The following is a 15116-nucleotide window of genomic DNA, read 5'->3' as shown; positions in this document are numbered from 1 at the left end:
TCACAGCGGGTCGGCCGACCCCAGCCGCCACAGCGCCAGCCCGTGCAGCCCCTGGCGCCGGGCCAACCGGGCGCGCAGGGCGTACGAGCGGGCGTCGGACCACCACAGCACGGTCCCGTCCGAGAGCCGCGCGGTCCACTCCCCCATCGCCGGGCGCCAGCGGGCCCGGGCGCCGTCGCGGTGCACCAGCCTGCGTGCGGCCGCGGTGCTCAGCATGCGACCGGTGCCGCGCCGGGGCCAGGAGTAGCCGTACCCGGCGACCCCGAGATCGATCTTGGTGCGCGGCGCGAGCGCGACCGCGGCGGCCAGCGAGCGGCGCTGCCAGGCCAGGGCGCCGATCGGACCGGGCCCCGACCAGGTGGGCCCGTGCTGGTCGTAGGTCATCAGCGCGATGGTGTCCGCCGAGCGGCCCAGCGCAGCCAGCCGGTAGCCGCCGTTGCGGTAGCCCGAGGCGGAGGTCCGCGCGCTGACGCACACCGAGACCGTCCGCTGTGCCGGCATCCGCGCCTGCAGCGCGTCCACCAGCGTGACCAGACCCGCGCCCTGGCGAGGGCCCAGCCCCTCCAGGTCGACCGAGATGCCGTCCCAGCCCTGCGTGATCGCCCAGTCGGCCAGGGTCCGGGCGACCCGGTCGATGTGGGTGTCGTTGCGCAGCAGCCGGGCGGCGGCGCGCGGGTCGAAGCCTCCGAGCCGGTTGCTCCAGTTGCTGAGCAGCAGCTCGGCGCGCAGGCCGCGCCGGTGCGCGCTGCGCAGCAGGCTCCGCACGCCGCTGCTGGGCGCCACCACGCGCCGCCCGTCGGCCGAGAGGGAGACCGCGGCGACCCCGACGGTGCTCAGCGCGTCGGCGTCGCGGCCGATGACGCGGTCCGGCGTGCCGCCGACCGCGTAGCCGGTGACCTGCGGCTCCGCGACGGCGGGCGCGGCGGGCACAGCCGGCACGCCGGGCACAGCGGGCGTGGTGGTGAGCAGCACGGCGACGAAGGCGCCGAGCAGGGCATTGCGGTGCGGCATCAGTCCAGCGCCGCACGCAGGTACTGTCGCGGCCAGTCGATGCCCTGGCCGATCTCCACGCCGAGCTCGTGGGCGGCGCGCAGCGGCCAGTGCGGCTCACGCAGCATCACCCGGGCCAGCAGGACCGCGTCGGCGGCACCGCTGGCGACGATCTCCTCGGCCTGCTTGGGCTCGGTGATCAGCCCGACGGCCCCGGTCGGCATGCCGGCCTCGGCGCGGATCCGCTGGGCCAGCGGCACCTGGTAGCCCGGCTGCAGGTCGATGCGGGCGGGGGCGTTGCCCCCGGAGGAGGCGTCGACCAGGTCGACGCCCGCTGGCTGGAGCAGCCGGGCGAGCCGGACGGAGTCCTCCACGCTCCAACCGCCCTCGATCCAGTCGGTGGCCGAGATCCGCACCAGCAGCGGCATCCGCTCCGGGATCCGCTCGCGGATCTCGGAGACCACCTCGAGCAGGAGGCGCACCCGGTTCTCGAACGAGCCGCCGTACTCGTCGGTGCGGTGGTTCGACAGCGGCGAGTAGAACTCGTGCAGCAGGTAGCCGTGCGCCGCGTGCACCTCGACGACCTCGAAGCCGGCCGCCACGGCGCGCTCGGCACCCCGGCCGAACGCGTCGACCACGGCCCGGATGCCGTCGGCGTCGAGGGCCTGTGGCTCACGCATCTGCGGGTAGGGCTCCGCCGACGGCGCGACCGGCTGCCACCCGCCGTCGGCGTCGGCGACGATGCCGCGTCCCTCCCACGGCGGAAGGGTGGAGGCCTTGCGGCCGGCGTGGGCCAGCTGGATCCCGGCGCGGGCACCCTGGGAGCGGACCAGGTCCACGATGCGCGACCACGCCGCCTGCTGCTCGTCGTTCCAGATGCCGGCGTCCACCGGGGAGATCCGCCCCTCGGGCAGCACCGCGCTGGCCTCGGTCAGCACCAGCCCCGCGCCGCCGCGCGCGAACGACCCCAGGTGGGCGAGGTGCCAGTCCTGCGGGACGCCCTCGACGGCCGAGTACTGGCACATCGGCGCCACCCACGCCCGGTTGCGGATCGTCAGTCCACGCAGCGTGAGGGGGGTGAAGAGCTCGCTCATCCGGTCGGCTCGACGGAGGGCGAGGGCGAGGGCGAGGGACTCGGCGAGGGCGACGGCAGCTTGGACAGCTTCGGCTTCGGCGTCGGCGTCGGCGTGGGCGACGGCGTCGGGGTGGGCGTCGGCGTCGGCGTCGCCTTCGGCGCAGGCTCCGGCGTCTCCGTCTCAGGGCTGGGCGACGGCGCGGCACTCGGCGACGCGCTCGGCGAGGCACTCGGCGAGGCGCTCGGCTCGGGCTCGGGCTCGGTGCTCGGCTCCGCAGACTGCTCGGGCTCCGACTTCGGCTCCCGCTCCGGCTTCGGCTCCCGCTTCGACTTCGGCTCCCGCTTCGGCTTGGCGTCCCGCGCACCCTTGACGGCGATCGACAGCGTCTGCGAGACCGCGCCCTCGGCGTACTCGGTCTCCTCGGTGCGCCAGCGGTAGTCGGTGTCGCGCTCCGGCTTCACCGTGGTCCTCACCAGTCCGTCCGCCCCGGGCAGGACCGGCTCGCCGACGGGGCGGAACTGCGCCTGTCCGGCGGCCCTGGCCTCGAGGGTCATCGGCTGTCCGGTGATCTCACCGCCGGAGTCGCGGGTGCTTCCGGTGAGCTCGACCTCGGCGCCGGCGCGGACCCGCCGGGCAGGCCCGTCGATGGTCGCGCTCAGTGTCATTCCCTCGAAGTCGTACGTCGTGACGCCGGCGTCGCCCCCGACCCGGAAGGCGTCCACGTTGAACGACGAGCCGCCGCAGCCGAAGCCCAGCACGAACCACCCGGGGCCGTCACCACCGTGACCGGCGGTGAAGTCCGCGATCGTCGAGGTGCCGCCCGTGCGGACCTGGCGGCCGGTGGACATGTCGTGGGCGGTCCAGGTGTAGCGCAGGCCCGCCACCGAGACGTCCTGCCACCCGCCCGCCGCCACGGCCAGCTCGGCGCGCCCGCTCCACGCCTGGCCCGGGGCCAGGTCGGTCCCGGCGTACCAGACGTAGGCCGCCCCGCTGGTGCCGCTGGGGGCCAGCACCCGGACCGCGGCGACCGAGGTGCCGGCCAGCGAGTCGACCCGGTGCGCCGGACCGGCGACCGTGCCCGGCGCCAGCTCGAAACCGAAGCTCCGCTCCCCCAGCGGGGCGGCTCCGGGGCCGCGGTTGATCCGCGCCAGAGGGGCGCCGGCGCCGCTGAAGTAGTCCTCGCAGCCGGCGTAGGCCAGTCGCACGTGCCCGCCGGGGAAGGCCAGTCCGGGCACCGTGACGGTGCCTGCGGCCGCGGCGGGCCCGGCGGCGAGCACCACACCGAGAGCCGCCGCGGCGGGAGCGGCGAGGAGGACCGAGAGTGGGTGACGCATGGCACTAGTCCACACCCCCCTGGTCCGCCCGTCCACCCCGAACGGCGGACGATCTGCGCGGGCCCAGAGCCCTACCGGCGCTCGCGTATCATCTCCCGCTCGACGACCAGCCGCAGGGCGTCGGCCAGCGTCGCGATCAGCCCTGCCCCCGCGTCATCCGGCCCCTCGGCACCAGCCCCCTCGTCACAAGCCCTGCGCAGCCGGATGATCTGCTCGGCGATCAGCTCGCGATCCATCCCGCACACGGTCGCGGCCATCTCCGCGCTGACCGGTCCGGTGCGCGCCAGCTCGCGCAGCACCGACAGCGCCGGGTGCTCGTCGCCGACGCGGTCCGTGCCCGGGGCGGCGCTCGGGCGCGCGCCGGGGGTCTCCTCGGCTCCCTCGAGCAGCCGCCGGCCGCCGACGCGCCGGGTCAGGTCGCAGGCGGTCTCGTCGAGGCCCTCGCAGAACGCCGCGAGCACCGCACGCAGCTGCGTCGCCGCGAACGGGACGGCGCACAGCCGGTAGCGGGCCACGATCGTGTCCTCGCGCAGGTGGAATTGCAGGCTCGGATGGTCGCGGTTGAGGATGCCCACCTCGGTCTGCGCCCGGTCGAGGTGGGCGATCTCGACCACCAGGTCGCAGACGAGGTCCACCGCCGGCACGTCGTCGGCGATCCGGACCAGGACCACGCTCTTGCCGACCACGACCGGGAGGTCGCCGTCGGCGTCGTGGCGCAGCGGCTCGTCGAACATCAGCGCCAGCGCGGCGTCGACCAGCTCCTCGAGCTCGTCGGGCGACTCGGCGAAGACGGCGATCGCCTCCTCCTGGACCTCGTGGGCCGCCGGGGCCGGCCCGGGCACGGCGGCCGGGTCGACCTCGAGCCCGTCGGCGTCGAGGAACGAGGGGTGTGGGCAGCCGTAGACCTCGCGCAGGGTGCGCACGCAGACCACCGCGAGCAGGTCCGCCTCGCGGCGCTCCAGGTCGAGCCAGTGGTTGGCCGAGCCGTCGTCGGGCTCGGCCGGCGGGACGTAGGTCGGGTCGTTCCAGCCGATCTCGCGCAGCCGCGCGAGCGCCTCCTCGCCGAGCCGCTGGCCGGGCGCGAGCAGCGCGTTGCCTGCGGCCTCGGCGCGTACCAGGCCGTCCGACCAGCCCACCAGCTGGAGGTAGGGGTTGGCCCCGCCCAGCTCCTCGGGGTCGACGCCGACGCCGGCGTCGATGTGCACCAGCTCGTCGTCGGTCAGCATCGCCACCCGGTCGGCCAGCCGCGCGCGGAACCCGGTCCAGGCCCGCTCCCCGGCCGTCTCGAAGCCGCTTACGTCGTCCATCCGGCTCCCTCTCCCGCTCGCCCCGGCCGCGCTCCGCCCCGAGGCCGTCTCGCCGACGACCGTAGTCGGACGGCGCCGGCCTACGGCTGGGTGGGCACCGAGGCGCTGGGTGCCGGCGCCGTGGTCTCGGGCGCCATCCGCTCCTCGGGCTCGGTCGTGGAGCTCTCGCTGGGCTCCTGCGTGGGCTCCTGGCTCGGCTCCTCGGACGCGTCGTCGTTCGGCTCCGCGCTCGACTCCGGGGCGCTGGGGCTGCTCTCGCTGCCGGGTGAGGGGGAGCTCTTCTCGGAGCCCTTGTCCTCGCCCTTGTCCGGCGAGCGCTTCTGGTCGTCCTGGTTGCCGGTGAGCTTGCTCAGCGACGTCCCGTCCCCGGACTTGCTGCCGCCGGTGAAGGAGGACACCGAGCGTCCGGCGATGACCTCGAAGGCGGTGATCGCCAGCACCACCACCAGGAACAGTCCCCCGGCGCCGATCGCGATCCGCCGCCAGGGCAGCCTCGCCAGCCGCTCGCGCAGCGGGACCGACGGCGCCTCGGAGGGCTGCTCGCCGGTGTCGTCGGTGGCCGGGTCCAGGTCCGCCTGGGCGCGGTTCACCTCCGAGGTCGAGACGCCCACCCGTGCCAGCGCCGCCTCCTGCGCCTTGGTCAGCTTGGCCCGGCTGCGGGCCAGGCCCTGGGAGTACAGGGCGCTGGTGATGGTCACCACGACGCTTCCGATGGCGGCGCCGATCAGGGTGCCCGCGGCACCCAGGGTGGAGAGCAGAACGGCCGAGGAGACGGCCGCCAGCGCACCGGCGAGGGTCTTCAGCCAGTCGATCTCGAGCTTGGGCTTCTGTGCATCAGTCATCCCGTTCGAGTATGCAGGCCGAACCATGCGCGACCCAGCCCGTCGAGCGGCGCCCAGCCGGACGTGTGACGAACCTAATGGGCCTCACGGCGGGCAGGTCACGCAGGTGGTGGCCGTGGGGCGCACCGCCAGGCGCTCGGCCGGGATCGCGCGTCCGCAGCGGCTGCACCTGCCGTAGCTGTCCGCGTCGAGCCGGGCCAGCGCCTGCTCGATCTCCTCGAGGCGGCGCTCGCCCTGGCGGATCAGGGTGCTGAGCTGAGAGCGCTCGAACGCGATCGTCGCCCCCTCCGGATCGTGCTCGTCGTCGGCGTTGGAGGACTGCGAGGCCTCGACCATCCCGGTGAAGTCGCCGCGCAGCCGAGCCACCCGTCCCGCGGTCGCCGCCAGGTCGGCGAGCAGGCGGGCCCGGGTGTCAGGATCGCTCACCGCACCCCCGCGGCCTGCTCGGGCGCCTTACGGTCCCGCGGGATCCGGGTGATCAGCGGGAGCGCCATGGCGACCAGCGTGAGGATGCCGATGGTGGTGTAGCCCAGCGTGTAGTCGGCGTCGTCCCCGATCAGCGCGGAGGCGACCAGCGGGCCGATCACTCCGCCCAGGCTCCACCCGATCAGCATCAGGCCGTAGATCGCGCCGGCGTTCTTGACGCCGAAGTAGTCGCCCGCGGTGGCCGGCATGGTGCCGAACCCACCGCCGTAGCAGAGGTAGATGACCGCGGCGAGCGCGAAGAACAGCACGGCGCTCGAGGCGTGCGGGATGAGCAGCAGGCAGACGCCCTGGAGGCCGAGCATCGCGACGAACGACGGCATCCGCCCCATCCGGTCCGACGCCGCGGCCCACACGATGCGGCCGGCGCCGTTGAAGATGGCCAGCGCTCCGACGACGCTGGCGGCCCCGCCGGCGCCGTACCCGGCGATGTCGATGGCACTGCTCTTGGCCTGCGAGATCAGCGCGATGCCGGCGATCACGTTGAGGGTGAGGATCGCGGTGAGCAGGTACCACTGCGGCGTCCTCAGCGCCTCGCCCTGGGTGTAGTCGTGCGTGACGCCGCCCTCGGCGGCAGAGCCCGCCTCGTGACCCGGCACCACGTAGTCCGCGGGCGGGTTGCGGAAGATCGAGGCGCCGATCAGCGACATCACCAGGTAGGCGATGCCGAGCGGGAGGAAGGCGCGGGTGGGCTGGTCCTCGTTGCGCTCGATCAGCCACTGCGCCACCGGGGAGGTCAGCACCGCGCCGAAGCCGAAGCCGCCCACCGCCAGCCCGGTGATCAGGCCGCGCTTGTCGGGGAACCACTTCTGCAGCATCGCGATCGGCACGATGTAGGCCACGCCGAGGCCGAACCCGCTGATCACGCCGTAGCCCACGATGATCAGCCACAGGTCGTCGTCGCTGCGCGCGAACGAGGCGAGGATGATGCCGAGCGCGTAGATGACGCCGCCCACCAGGGCCACCACCCGCGGCCCCTGCTTGTCCTGGACCCGGCCGCCGAGGTAGGTGCCGACGAAGATCATCCCGATCGTCACGCTGAACGGCAGCGAGGCCTGGAACTTGGTCAGCTCGAAGTCGGCGGACTTCTCGAGCGCGGTGCCGAAGACGCTCCAGGCGTAGACGGCGCCGATGGAGAACTGCAGCAGCAGGCCGCCCCCGACGAGGAGCCAGCGTCCCTTGGTCGCGTCCTGAGCCATCGGTCTCTCCTCGTCCGTGTCTGACTCGCTAGTCCTGGTGCCGCACCGGTTCCCCACGATCGACCCGCTCACGCTGGGGCACCACCGTGTAGCGCGGGTCCCTGGCCGAGGCCTGGCCGGCCTCGAAGATGGCGAAGCGCGTGCAGGCCGCGCCCGCCATCAGCGCCGCCCCCGAGGCCACCGCGACCGCCCGGCTGCGGCCGGCCAGCAGCGTGCCCGCGGCACCGGCGACGGTGAGCGCCTTGGCGGTGTTCATCAGCAGCCCCGCCCGGCCGGTGTGCAGCGGCTCGACGGTGATGCCCATCGACTGCTCCATGCGGTGCTCCATCACCAGCTCGAGCAGCGCACCGCCGATGGCGTAGCGCCGGGCCGGCAGCGTCTGCGCGGTAGGGGCGCTCACCATCGCCAGCCCACCGGCGGCGGCCGCTCCCGAGCCGACGAAGACGAACGGCAGCTCCTTGTAGGCGGCGTGCCACGACGGCGTCGCGGTGTCGGAGAGCAGCACGGCGGTGTACGCCGCGACGGGTGGAGCGAAGAGACCGGCGAGCAGCCCGGCCGGTCGGCCGGCGAACTCCAGCAGCCGCACCAGCGGCTTGCGGCGGATCCGCCGGGGCAGCATCGAGGCCACCTCCGCCGCGGCCGCGGCACCGGCGAACGGCGCGTAGATGGTGAGGATCCAGGTGCCGATCGACATCGGCGAGGTCAGCTTCACCACCCGCAGCATGTTCACGAACCGGGAGGGCCGGCCGAGGTCGTGGACCAGCGCGAACATCGAGAGCCCCAGCGCCGCGAGCGCCCCGAACCGGCTCGAGCGGCGCAGCGCGTCGCGTCCGGTGGACTGGGCGCCGGCGGCCACCAGCGACGAGCCCGCCGCCAGGCCCCCGGTGAACAGGTAGAGCGGGATCTCTGCCTTCCACGGCGACGCCTTGACGATGGGGCGCCCGTAGTAGGAGGTGAACGCCGCCTCGGGCACCACCACGTCCTCGCGTCGGCGTCCACCGCCGCGGCGCCGCGAGCGCCTCGAGGTCACCTCGTTCACGTGCGCCTCCCCAGGAAGGACACGACCGCGCCGAGCAGCATCACGCCGGCGGCCGTGGAGGCCCGGTTGAACATGTGCGGCAGGTCCTTGGTGGTCACCACCGGGTCCGGCGGGAAGCCGTAGACCTCCGGCTCGTCGAGCAGCAGGAAGAACGCGCCGGTGCCCCCGACGCCGTCGTTGGGGTCGTTGCCGTAGAGGCGGGCGTCCATGATCCCGGCCTCGTGCAGCCGCTCGACCCGCTTGCTGGCCCGTTCGCGCAGCTCCTCGACGTCGCCGAACTGGATCGACTCGGTGGGGCAGGCCTGCGAGCAGGCCGGCTGCTGACCCGCGTCGAGCCGGTCGTAGCACAGCGTGCACTTCTGGGCGATGCCGACGTTCTTGGCGCCCTCGGGGCCCTGGCGGCGCTCGATCACACCGTAGGGGCAGGCCGGCACGCAGTAGCCGCAGCCGTTGCAGATGTCGTTCTGGACCACCACCGTGCCGAACTCGCTGCGCATCAGCGACCCGGTCGGGCACACGTCGAGGCAGGCGGCGTGGGTGCAGTGCTTGCACACGTCCGAGGACATCAGCCAGCGGAAGTCCGGACGCTCGCTCTGCTCGGCGCCGGGCATCGCCGGCATGCCCAGGTCGACCGAGGCCCGGTCCGGCTTCGCGGGGCGGGCGGGCTGCTCGATGAACGCCACGTGGCGCCACTGGTTCGAGTTCAGCGACATCGAGTTGTCGTAGGAGGAGCCGAGCAGGTCGAAGTGGTCGGCGGGGACGTCGTTCCACTCCTTGCAGGCCACCTCGCAGGCCTTGCAGCCGATGCAGATCGAGGTGTCGGTGAAGAAGCCCTTGCGCTTGTGCTCGCCGTCGTAGCCGGCGTCGGGGGCCGGGTCGAGCGGTCCCCACAGGCTGTTCTTGCCGATCATGGGCCATCTCCGAACTGCGAGGAGTCGGGTGAGTCGGTGCTGGGGTCGGGCGTCTGGTCGCCGTCCTGCTGCTGCCGGGCGCCCCGGCCGGACGCGGTCACGATCGGCACCGTGTGGTCGTCGTACACGCCCGAGCGGAGCTGGTAGTCGGCCACCAGCTCCAGCAGCGCCGGCCCCGTCGGTCGTCGGCCGGCTCGGACGTCACAGGTGCCCACCTTGCTCTCCTGGATCAACACGTTGGGGTCGAGCGAGATCCCGAACAGGTCGTTGGCGGAGTCGCCGGTGACCATGCCCCCCGTGCCCCAGTGGTAGGGCAGCCACACCTGGTGCACGGTGCGCCCCTCCACCCGCAGCGGGGTGAGCCGGTCGGTGACCAGCACCCGCCCCTCGACCGCGGCGCGCGCGGTCACCACGTGGCACCAGCCGCCGTTCTCCAGGCCCTGGCGCTCGGCGAGCTCGGGTGAGACCTCGACGAACATCTCCGGCTGCAGCTCGGCCAGCCGGGCGACGTAGCGGCTCATCCCGCCGGCCGTGTGGTGCTCGGTCAGCCGGCTGGTGGTGAACACGAACGGGAAGACCTCGCTGTGCTCCTCGGGCGGGCTCGGGTTGATCCGGTTGTCCTCGCGGGCGTACTCCTTGCGGGTCGGGTTCGCCTGCTGGCCGTAGATCGGGTTGCGGAACGGCGACTCGACCGGCTCGTAGTGGGTCGGCATCGGACCGTCTATCAACCCCTGGGGGACGTAGAGGCTGCCCTTCCCGTCGCCCTGCATGATGAACGGGTCGTCGCCGGCGATGCCCGCGACGCCGTCGGTGCCCTCGGGCGGGCGGTACGACGGCGGCTTGGTCTTCTCGAAGTCGGGGACGTCGTGACCGGTCCACTCGCCGGCCTCCCCCAACTCGGGGTCCCACCACACGTAGGCCTTGCGCTCGCTCCACGGCCGGCCCTCGGGGTCGGCCGAGGCGCGGTTGTAGAGCGTGCGACGGTTCGCCGGCCAGGCCCAGCCCCACTCCGGGGCGACCCAGCTCTGCTCGGAGCCGGGCTTGCGCCGCGCGGCCTGGTTGACGCCGTCGGCGAAGACGCCGGTGTAGATCCAGCAGCCGCCGAGCGTCGAGCCGTCGTCCTTCATCTCGAGGAACGTCGACAGCGGCCGACCGGTGGCGACCTCGTAGCCGTTGATCTCCTTGAGCACCGCCTCCGCACTCGGCTCGTCGTACTCGCCGTGCACCGGGTAGTCCCAGGCCAGCTGCTGCACCGGCAGGTCCCGGGGGTCGCCTGAGTCGGCCAGCCGCTCGCGCACCATCCGGCCGAGGTGGTAGAAGAACCACAGCTCGGAGCGGCAGTCGCCCGGCGGGTCGAGCGCCTTCTCGCGCCACTGCAGCATCCGCTGGGTCTGGGTGAAGGTGCCCTCCTTCTCCACGTGGGTGGCGGCCGGCATCAGGAACACCTCGGTGCGGCACTCCTCGGTGACGATCTCGCCGGTCTCGACCTCGGGGCTGTTCTTCCAGAACGACGCCGACTCGATCTCGAACAGGTCGCGCACCACCAGCCAGTCGAGGTTGGCCATCCCGAGGCGCTGCGCCTTGCCGTGCGCGGAGCCGACCGCCGGGTTCTGGCCGAGCAGGAAGTAGCCCTTGACCTTGCCGTCGATCATGTCCAGGACGGTGCGGTAGGTGCCGTGGTCGCCGGTGATCCGGGGCAGGTGGTCGAAGCAGAAGCCGTTCTCGGTCGTCGCGTGCTCGCCCCAGTAGGCCTTGAGCAGGTTGATGCCGTAGGCCCCCGCGTTGGACCAGAAGCCCTTCGCCCCGGGGTTGCGCACGCTGTCGATCCAGGCATCCAGCGAGGTGTGATCCTCGGCGTTGGGCATCGGCAGGTAGCCGGGCAGCAGGTTGAACAGGGTCGGGATGTCGGTGGAGCCCTGGATGCTGGCGTGTCCGCGCAGCGCCATGATCCCTCCCCCGGGCCGGCCCATGTTGCCCAGCAGCAGCTGCAGGATCGCGCCGGTGCGGATGTACTGCACGCCGACGCTGTGCTGGGTCCAGCCGACGCTGTAGACCAGCGCGGTGGTCCGCTCCCGCCCGGAGTTGCTGACCCAGGCGTCGGCCACCTCGAGGAAGGCCTCCTCGGAGACGCCGCAGGTCCGGGCGACCATCTCGGGGGTGTAGCGCGCGAAGTGACGCTTGAGGACCTGGTAGACGCAGCGCGGGTGCTGCAGCGTCTCGTCGCGCTGCACCACGCCGTCCACCTGGACGCCGTGCGTCTCGTGCTGCATCGCGCTGGCGGTCTCGCGCTGCATCGCCTGGTCCTGGCGGTCGCCGCCCTCGCCCTCCTGGGTGGCGTACTGCCAGCTGGAGGGGTCGTAGGTGCGCGACTCGTCGTCGAACCCGGAGAAGAGCCCGTCCAGGTCCTCGGTGTCGGCGAAGTCGTCGCTGACGATGGTGGCCGCGTTGGTGTAGGCCACGACGTACTCGCGGAAGTCGAGCTCGTTGCTCAGCACGTGGTTGACGATGCCGCCGAGGAACGCGATGTCGGTGCCCACCCGCAGCGGCACGTAGGTGTGGGCGAGCGCGCTGGTGCGGGTGAAGCGCGGGTCGACGTGGATCACCTTGGCCCCACGGGCCTTCGCCTCCATCACCCATTGGAAGCCCACCGGGTGGGCCTCGGCCATGTTGGAGCCCTGGATGATGATGCAGTCAGCGCCTGCGAGGTCCTGCTGGAACCCGGTGGCGCCGCCGCGCCCGAAGCTGGTCCCCAGACCGGGGACAGTGGCGGAGTGTCAAATACGGGCCTGGTTCTCGATCTGGATCGCGCCCATCGCCGTGAACAGCTTCTTGATCAGGTAGTTCTCCTCGTTGTCGAGGGTCGCCCCTCCGAGGCTGGCGATGCCGAGGGTGCGGTTGACCCGGCGACCGTGCTCGTCGAGCTCCTGCCAGGTGTCGTTGCGGGCCTTGACCACCCGGTCGGCGATCATGCTCATCGCGGTGCCGAGCTCGAGCTCCTCCCACTCGGTGCCGTAGGCCCGGCGGTACTTCACCTTGGTCTCGCGCATCGAGCTGGTGACCAGGTTCTTGCTGGCCGAGCCCTTGGGGCACAGCCGGCCCCGGGAGATGGGGCTGTCGGGGTCGCCCTCGATGGAGATGACCTGCTCGTCCTTGACGAACACCTTCTGCCCGCAACCGACGGCGCAGTAGGGGCACACGCTGCGGGCCACCCGGTCGGCGGAGACGGTGCGGGAGGTGATCTCCTCGGTCTTCGGCGAGCGCACGGCCTTGCCGCGACCCAGCAGGTCGGTGCCGGTCAGCTGACGCAGCACCGGCCAGGACAGCGGCGTCCTCACCATGACGCTTCCCCTCTCCCCTCGAGACAAGAGCCCGAGACTGCGAAAGTACCCCGCACCGGCCGCTTCACGCCACCATCCGCGGGCACCGGCTCGGCGCTCACCGGACGACGAGCGGGAACTCCCCGGCCTCGACCAGCTCGCCCACCACCGGGTGGCCGGGCAGCTCCCCGGCGACCAGCAGCCCGCCGGAGGTCTGCGCGTCGGCCAGCAGCACCAGCTCGTCCTCGCCCACCGACGCGTCGAGGTGCGGGCGCACCCAGTCCAGGTTGCGCAGGCTGCCGCCGGGCACGAAGCCGTCGGCGAGCGAGGCGCGGGCGCCGTCGAGGTAGGGCACCGCCGCGGCGTCGAGGACCGCGGTGACGCCGCTGGCGCGGGCCAGCTTGTAGAGGTGGCCCAGCAGCCCGAAGCCGGTCACGTCGGTGGCCGCGCGCAGCCCGGCCGCCACCGCCGCGCGGGAGGCGTCGCGGTTGAGCGCGGTCATCGTCGCGACCGCCTGCTCGAAGCGCTCGCCGGTGCTCTTGTGGCGGTTGTTGAGCACGCCCAGCCCGAGCGGCTTGGTCAGCGTCAGCGCGCTGCCCGCGGTGGCGCCGTCGTTGCGCAGCAGCCGGCTCGCGTCGGCGAACCCGGTGACGGCCAGCCCGTACTTGGGCTCGGGGTCGTCGATGCTGTGCCCGCCGGCCAGGTGCGTGCCCGCCTGGCGGCATACCTCGGCACCGCCGCGCAGCACCTCGGCGGCCACCTCGAAGGGCACCTTGTCGCGCGGCCAGGCCAGCAGGTTGACCGCGAGCAGCGGCTCGCCGCCCATCGCGTAGACGTCGGAGAGCGCATTGGCGGCCGCGATCCGCCCCCAGTCGTACGGGTCGTCGACGACCGGGGTGAAGAAGTCGGCAGTGGCGATCACCGCCCGGCCGTCCTCGATGCGCACGGCGGCCGCGTCGTCGCCGTTCTCGAGCCCGACGATCAGGTCGCCGTAGCTCGTGCCCGGGCCGGGGGCCCGGCTGCCGGGCAGGTCGGCGAGCACCCGTTCGAGCTCACCGGGCGGGATCTTGCAGGCGCAACCGCCGCCCGCGGCGTACTGGGTGAGACGGAGCGGGCTGGTCACGTCGGTCATGGCACCCACGGTAACCCCGCCCAGGTGTGCCCTAGGGTGGCCGCGGAGGCGTACCTCGTCTGGTGATGGGCGCGGTCCTCAAAACCGTAGGGGCCCGGTATCCGGGTCCGGCGGGTTCGATTCCCGTCCGCCTCCGCCAGCTTGCCGAAACCTCGATCCCGCATAGGCTGCGGCCGTGTCCGACCCGCGGCGGGAGACGCCCCGCACCGACCACGTCCTGGCCGACCCCCGTCTGCGAGCGGCCACGGACCGGCTCGGCGAGCGGCTGGTCAAGTCCGCCGTCGCCGCCGCCCTCGCCGCGTGTCGGGCCGGGGAGGTCGACGCGGCCGACGTCGCGTCGTACGCCGTGGAGTCGCTGCCGCTCGCCGCGACCGCGCTGCGCCGGGTCGTCAACGCCACCGGCGTGGTCGTGCACACCAACCTGGGTCGCGCGCCGCTGTCGCCGGCCGCCGTCGAGGCGCTGGGGGTGGCGGCCGGCGCCACCGACGTCGAGCTCGATCTCGCCACCGGCCGCCGGGGGCGTCGGGGCCGCTCCGCGCTGGCGGCGCTGGCCGAGGCGGTCCCGGCCGCGGGCGGCGTGCACGTCGTCAACAACGGGGCCGCCGCGCTGGCGCTGGTCACCCTCGCGCTGGCCGCCGGCCGCACGATCGTGGTCTCGCGCGGCGAGCTCGTCGAGATCGGTGACGGGTTCCGGATCCCCGAGCTGATCGAGTCCGTCGGCGGCGTGCTGCGCGAGGTGGGCACCACCAACCGGGTCCGGCTCGGCGACTACGCCGAGGCGATCGACGACGACACCGCGTTCGTGCTCAAGGTCCATCCCAGCAACTTCCTGGTCTCGGGGTTCACCTCCTCGGTCGGGATCCGCGAGCTCGCCGGGCTCGGCGTGCCGGTGGTCGCCGACATCGGCTCGGGGCTGCTGCGGCCCCACCCGCGACTCCCCGACGAGCCGAGCGCGGCCGCGGCGCTGCGCGCGGGCGCCACGCTGGTCACGGCGTCGGGCGACAAGCTGCTCGGCGGGCCCCAGTGCGGGCTGATGCTCGGCGACGCGGCGCTGGTCGAGTCGCTGCGCCGCCACCCGTTCGCCCGCGCCGTCCGCGTCGACAAGCTCACCCTGGCCGCGCTGGAGGCCACGCTGACCGGGCCGCCGCCCCCGGTCGCGCAGGCGCTGTCGACCACCCCGGAAGGGCTGTTGGCCCGCGCCCAGCGGATCGCCGCCGCCCTCGCCCCCGAGGTGGATGCCTGCGCCGTCGAGTCCCGCGCCGCGGTCGGCGGGGGCGGCGCCCCGGAGGTCGAGCTGCCCAGCGCCGCGGTGGCCCTGGACGCGGACCTCGCCGGGCCGCTGCGCCACGGCGAGCTGCCGGTGGTGGGCCGGGTCGAGAAGGGCCGCCTGCTGCTGGACCTGATCGCCGTGGCGACCGCCGACGACGCCGTACTGGTCGAGGCCGTGTTCCGCGCTCGCTCTTGACCGGTGCTGACACGCTGAGCC

At 73.5% G+C, this 15116-nt stretch carries 12 protein-coding genes, 1 tRNA gene and 1 pseudogene; 2 read left to right on the top strand and 12 right to left on the bottom strand.

Annotated elements, in window-relative coordinates; all coding sequences use genetic code 11:
- From AC6EH9_RS04840 to selD, 12 genes and pseudogenes are all read right to left on the bottom strand, one after another.
- Positions 1 to 1011 carry a glycosyl hydrolase family 18 protein gene (locus AC6EH9_RS04840; protein ID WP_498421097.1) on the bottom strand — a complete coding sequence of 337 codons (1011 nt, stop codon included), beginning with the start codon at positions 1009 to 1011 and terminating at the stop codon, positions 1 to 3.
- Positions 1011 to 2084: an NADH:flavin oxidoreductase/NADH oxidase gene (locus AC6EH9_RS04835; RefSeq protein ID WP_498421095.1), complete on the bottom strand. Its 1074-nt coding sequence runs from the start codon at positions 2082 to 2084 to the stop codon at positions 1011 to 1013. The genes AC6EH9_RS04840 and AC6EH9_RS04835 overlap by 1 nt, the downstream gene beginning before the upstream one ends.
- Entirely contained in the window at positions 2081 to 3400 is a 1320-nt protein-coding gene (locus tag AC6EH9_RS04830; protein ID WP_498421093.1) for a hypothetical protein, read from the bottom strand. Before AC6EH9_RS04830 ends, AC6EH9_RS04835 begins: the two co-directional genes overlap by 4 nt.
- A 71-nt stretch (positions 3401 to 3471) precedes the next feature.
- Positions 3472 to 4707: a TY-Chap domain-containing protein gene (locus tag AC6EH9_RS04825; protein ID WP_498421092.1), complete on the bottom strand. Its 1236-nt coding sequence runs from the start codon at positions 4705 to 4707 to the stop codon at positions 3472 to 3474.
- Positions 4708 to 4787: 80 nt separating this feature from the next.
- Positions 4788 to 5549, bottom strand: coding sequence for a hypothetical protein (locus tag AC6EH9_RS04820; protein ID WP_498421091.1), 762 nt, complete (start codon positions 5547 to 5549; stop codon positions 4788 to 4790).
- Between the two features lie 84 nt (positions 5550 to 5633).
- Positions 5634 to 5975, bottom strand: coding sequence for a TraR/DksA family transcriptional regulator (locus tag AC6EH9_RS04815; RefSeq protein ID WP_498421089.1), 342 nt, complete (start codon positions 5973 to 5975; stop codon positions 5634 to 5636).
- The gene (locus AC6EH9_RS04810; protein WP_498421088.1) at positions 5972 to 7231 is read right to left on the bottom strand and encodes an L-lactate MFS transporter; all 1260 of its coding nucleotides are present in this window, start codon (positions 7229 to 7231) and stop codon (positions 5972 to 5974) included. The genes AC6EH9_RS04815 and AC6EH9_RS04810 overlap by 4 nt, the downstream gene beginning before the upstream one ends.
- A gap of 28 nt (positions 7232 to 7259) precedes the next feature.
- A complete protein-coding gene (gene nrfD, locus AC6EH9_RS04805) occupies positions 7260 to 8270 on the bottom strand; it encodes an NrfD/PsrC family molybdoenzyme membrane anchor subunit (RefSeq protein WP_498421087.1) in 1011 nt (336 codons plus the stop codon).
- Entirely contained in the window at positions 8267 to 9181 is a 915-nt protein-coding gene (locus tag AC6EH9_RS04800; protein WP_498421085.1) for a 4Fe-4S dicluster domain-containing protein, read from the bottom strand. The genes nrfD and AC6EH9_RS04800 overlap by 4 nt, the downstream gene beginning before the upstream one ends.
- Positions 9178 to 11943: pseudogene (gene fdh, locus AC6EH9_RS04795) on the bottom strand (formate dehydrogenase); the annotation flags it as partial. The pseudogene fdh and the gene AC6EH9_RS04800, both read right to left, overlap by 4 nt.
- 12 nt (positions 11944 to 11955) lie before the next feature.
- Positions 11956 to 12519, bottom strand: a complete 564-nt coding sequence (locus AC6EH9_RS04790; RefSeq protein WP_498421083.1) for a hypothetical protein — start codon at positions 12517 to 12519, stop codon at positions 11956 to 11958.
- Positions 12520 to 12616: 97 nt separating this feature from the next.
- On the bottom strand, positions 12617 to 13630 hold the full coding sequence (selD, locus tag AC6EH9_RS04785; protein WP_498421080.1) for a selenide, water dikinase SelD: 1014 nt from the start codon (positions 13628 to 13630) through the stop codon (positions 12617 to 12619).
- A 44-nt stretch (positions 13631 to 13674) separates the two neighbouring features.
- Here selD and AC6EH9_RS04780 point away from each other — a divergent pair.
- Positions 13675 to 13769: transfer RNA gene (locus AC6EH9_RS04780), tRNA-Sec, on the top strand.
- Positions 13770 to 13805: 36 nt separating this feature from the next.
- Positions 13806 to 15095, top strand: a complete 1290-nt coding sequence (gene selA, locus AC6EH9_RS04775; protein WP_498421078.1) for an L-seryl-tRNA(Sec) selenium transferase — start codon at positions 13806 to 13808, stop codon at positions 15093 to 15095.
- The last annotated feature ends 21 nt before the right edge of the window (positions 15096 to 15116 follow it).

The sequence above is a fragment of the Nocardioides sp. Z21_20 genome (assembly GCF_059766585.1).
Note: the sequence above shows the minus strand (reverse complement) of the source record. Positions and strands in the feature narration are given on the sequence as shown.

What these genes read in the sequence shown, in the direction of transcription:
- AC6EH9_RS04800 (WP_498421085.1), bottom strand. Translation starts at nt 9,181, where the DNA reads ATGATCGGCAAGAACAGCCTGTGGGGACCGCTCGACCCGGCCCCCGAC.
- AC6EH9_RS04835 (WP_498421095.1), bottom strand. Translation starts at nt 2,084, where the DNA reads ATGAGCGAGCTCTTCACCCCCCTCACGCTGCGTGGACTGACGATCCGC.
- AC6EH9_RS04790 (WP_498421083.1), bottom strand. Translation starts at nt 12,519, where the DNA reads ATGGTGAGGACGCCGCTGTCCTGGCCGGTGCTGCGTCAGCTGACCGGC.
- AC6EH9_RS04840 (WP_498421097.1), bottom strand. Translation starts at nt 1,011, where the DNA reads ATGCCGCACCGCAATGCCCTGCTCGGCGCCTTCGTCGCCGTGCTGCTC.
- AC6EH9_RS04825 (WP_498421092.1), bottom strand. Translation starts at nt 4,707, where the DNA reads ATGGACGACGTAAGCGGCTTCGAGACGGCCGGGGAGCGGGCCTGGACC.
- AC6EH9_RS04830 (WP_498421093.1), bottom strand. Translation starts at nt 3,400, where the DNA reads ATGCGTCACCCACTCTCGGTCCTCCTCGCCGCTCCCGCCGCGGCGGCT.
- AC6EH9_RS04810 (WP_498421088.1), bottom strand. Translation starts at nt 7,231, where the DNA reads ATGGCTCAGGACGCGACCAAGGGACGCTGGCTCCTCGTCGGGGGCGGC.
- AC6EH9_RS04820 (WP_498421091.1), bottom strand. Translation starts at nt 5,549, where the DNA reads ATGACTGATGCACAGAAGCCCAAGCTCGAGATCGACTGGCTGAAGACC.
- selD (WP_498421080.1), bottom strand. Translation starts at nt 13,630, where the DNA reads ATGACCGACGTGACCAGCCCGCTCCGTCTCACCCAGTACGCCGCGGGC.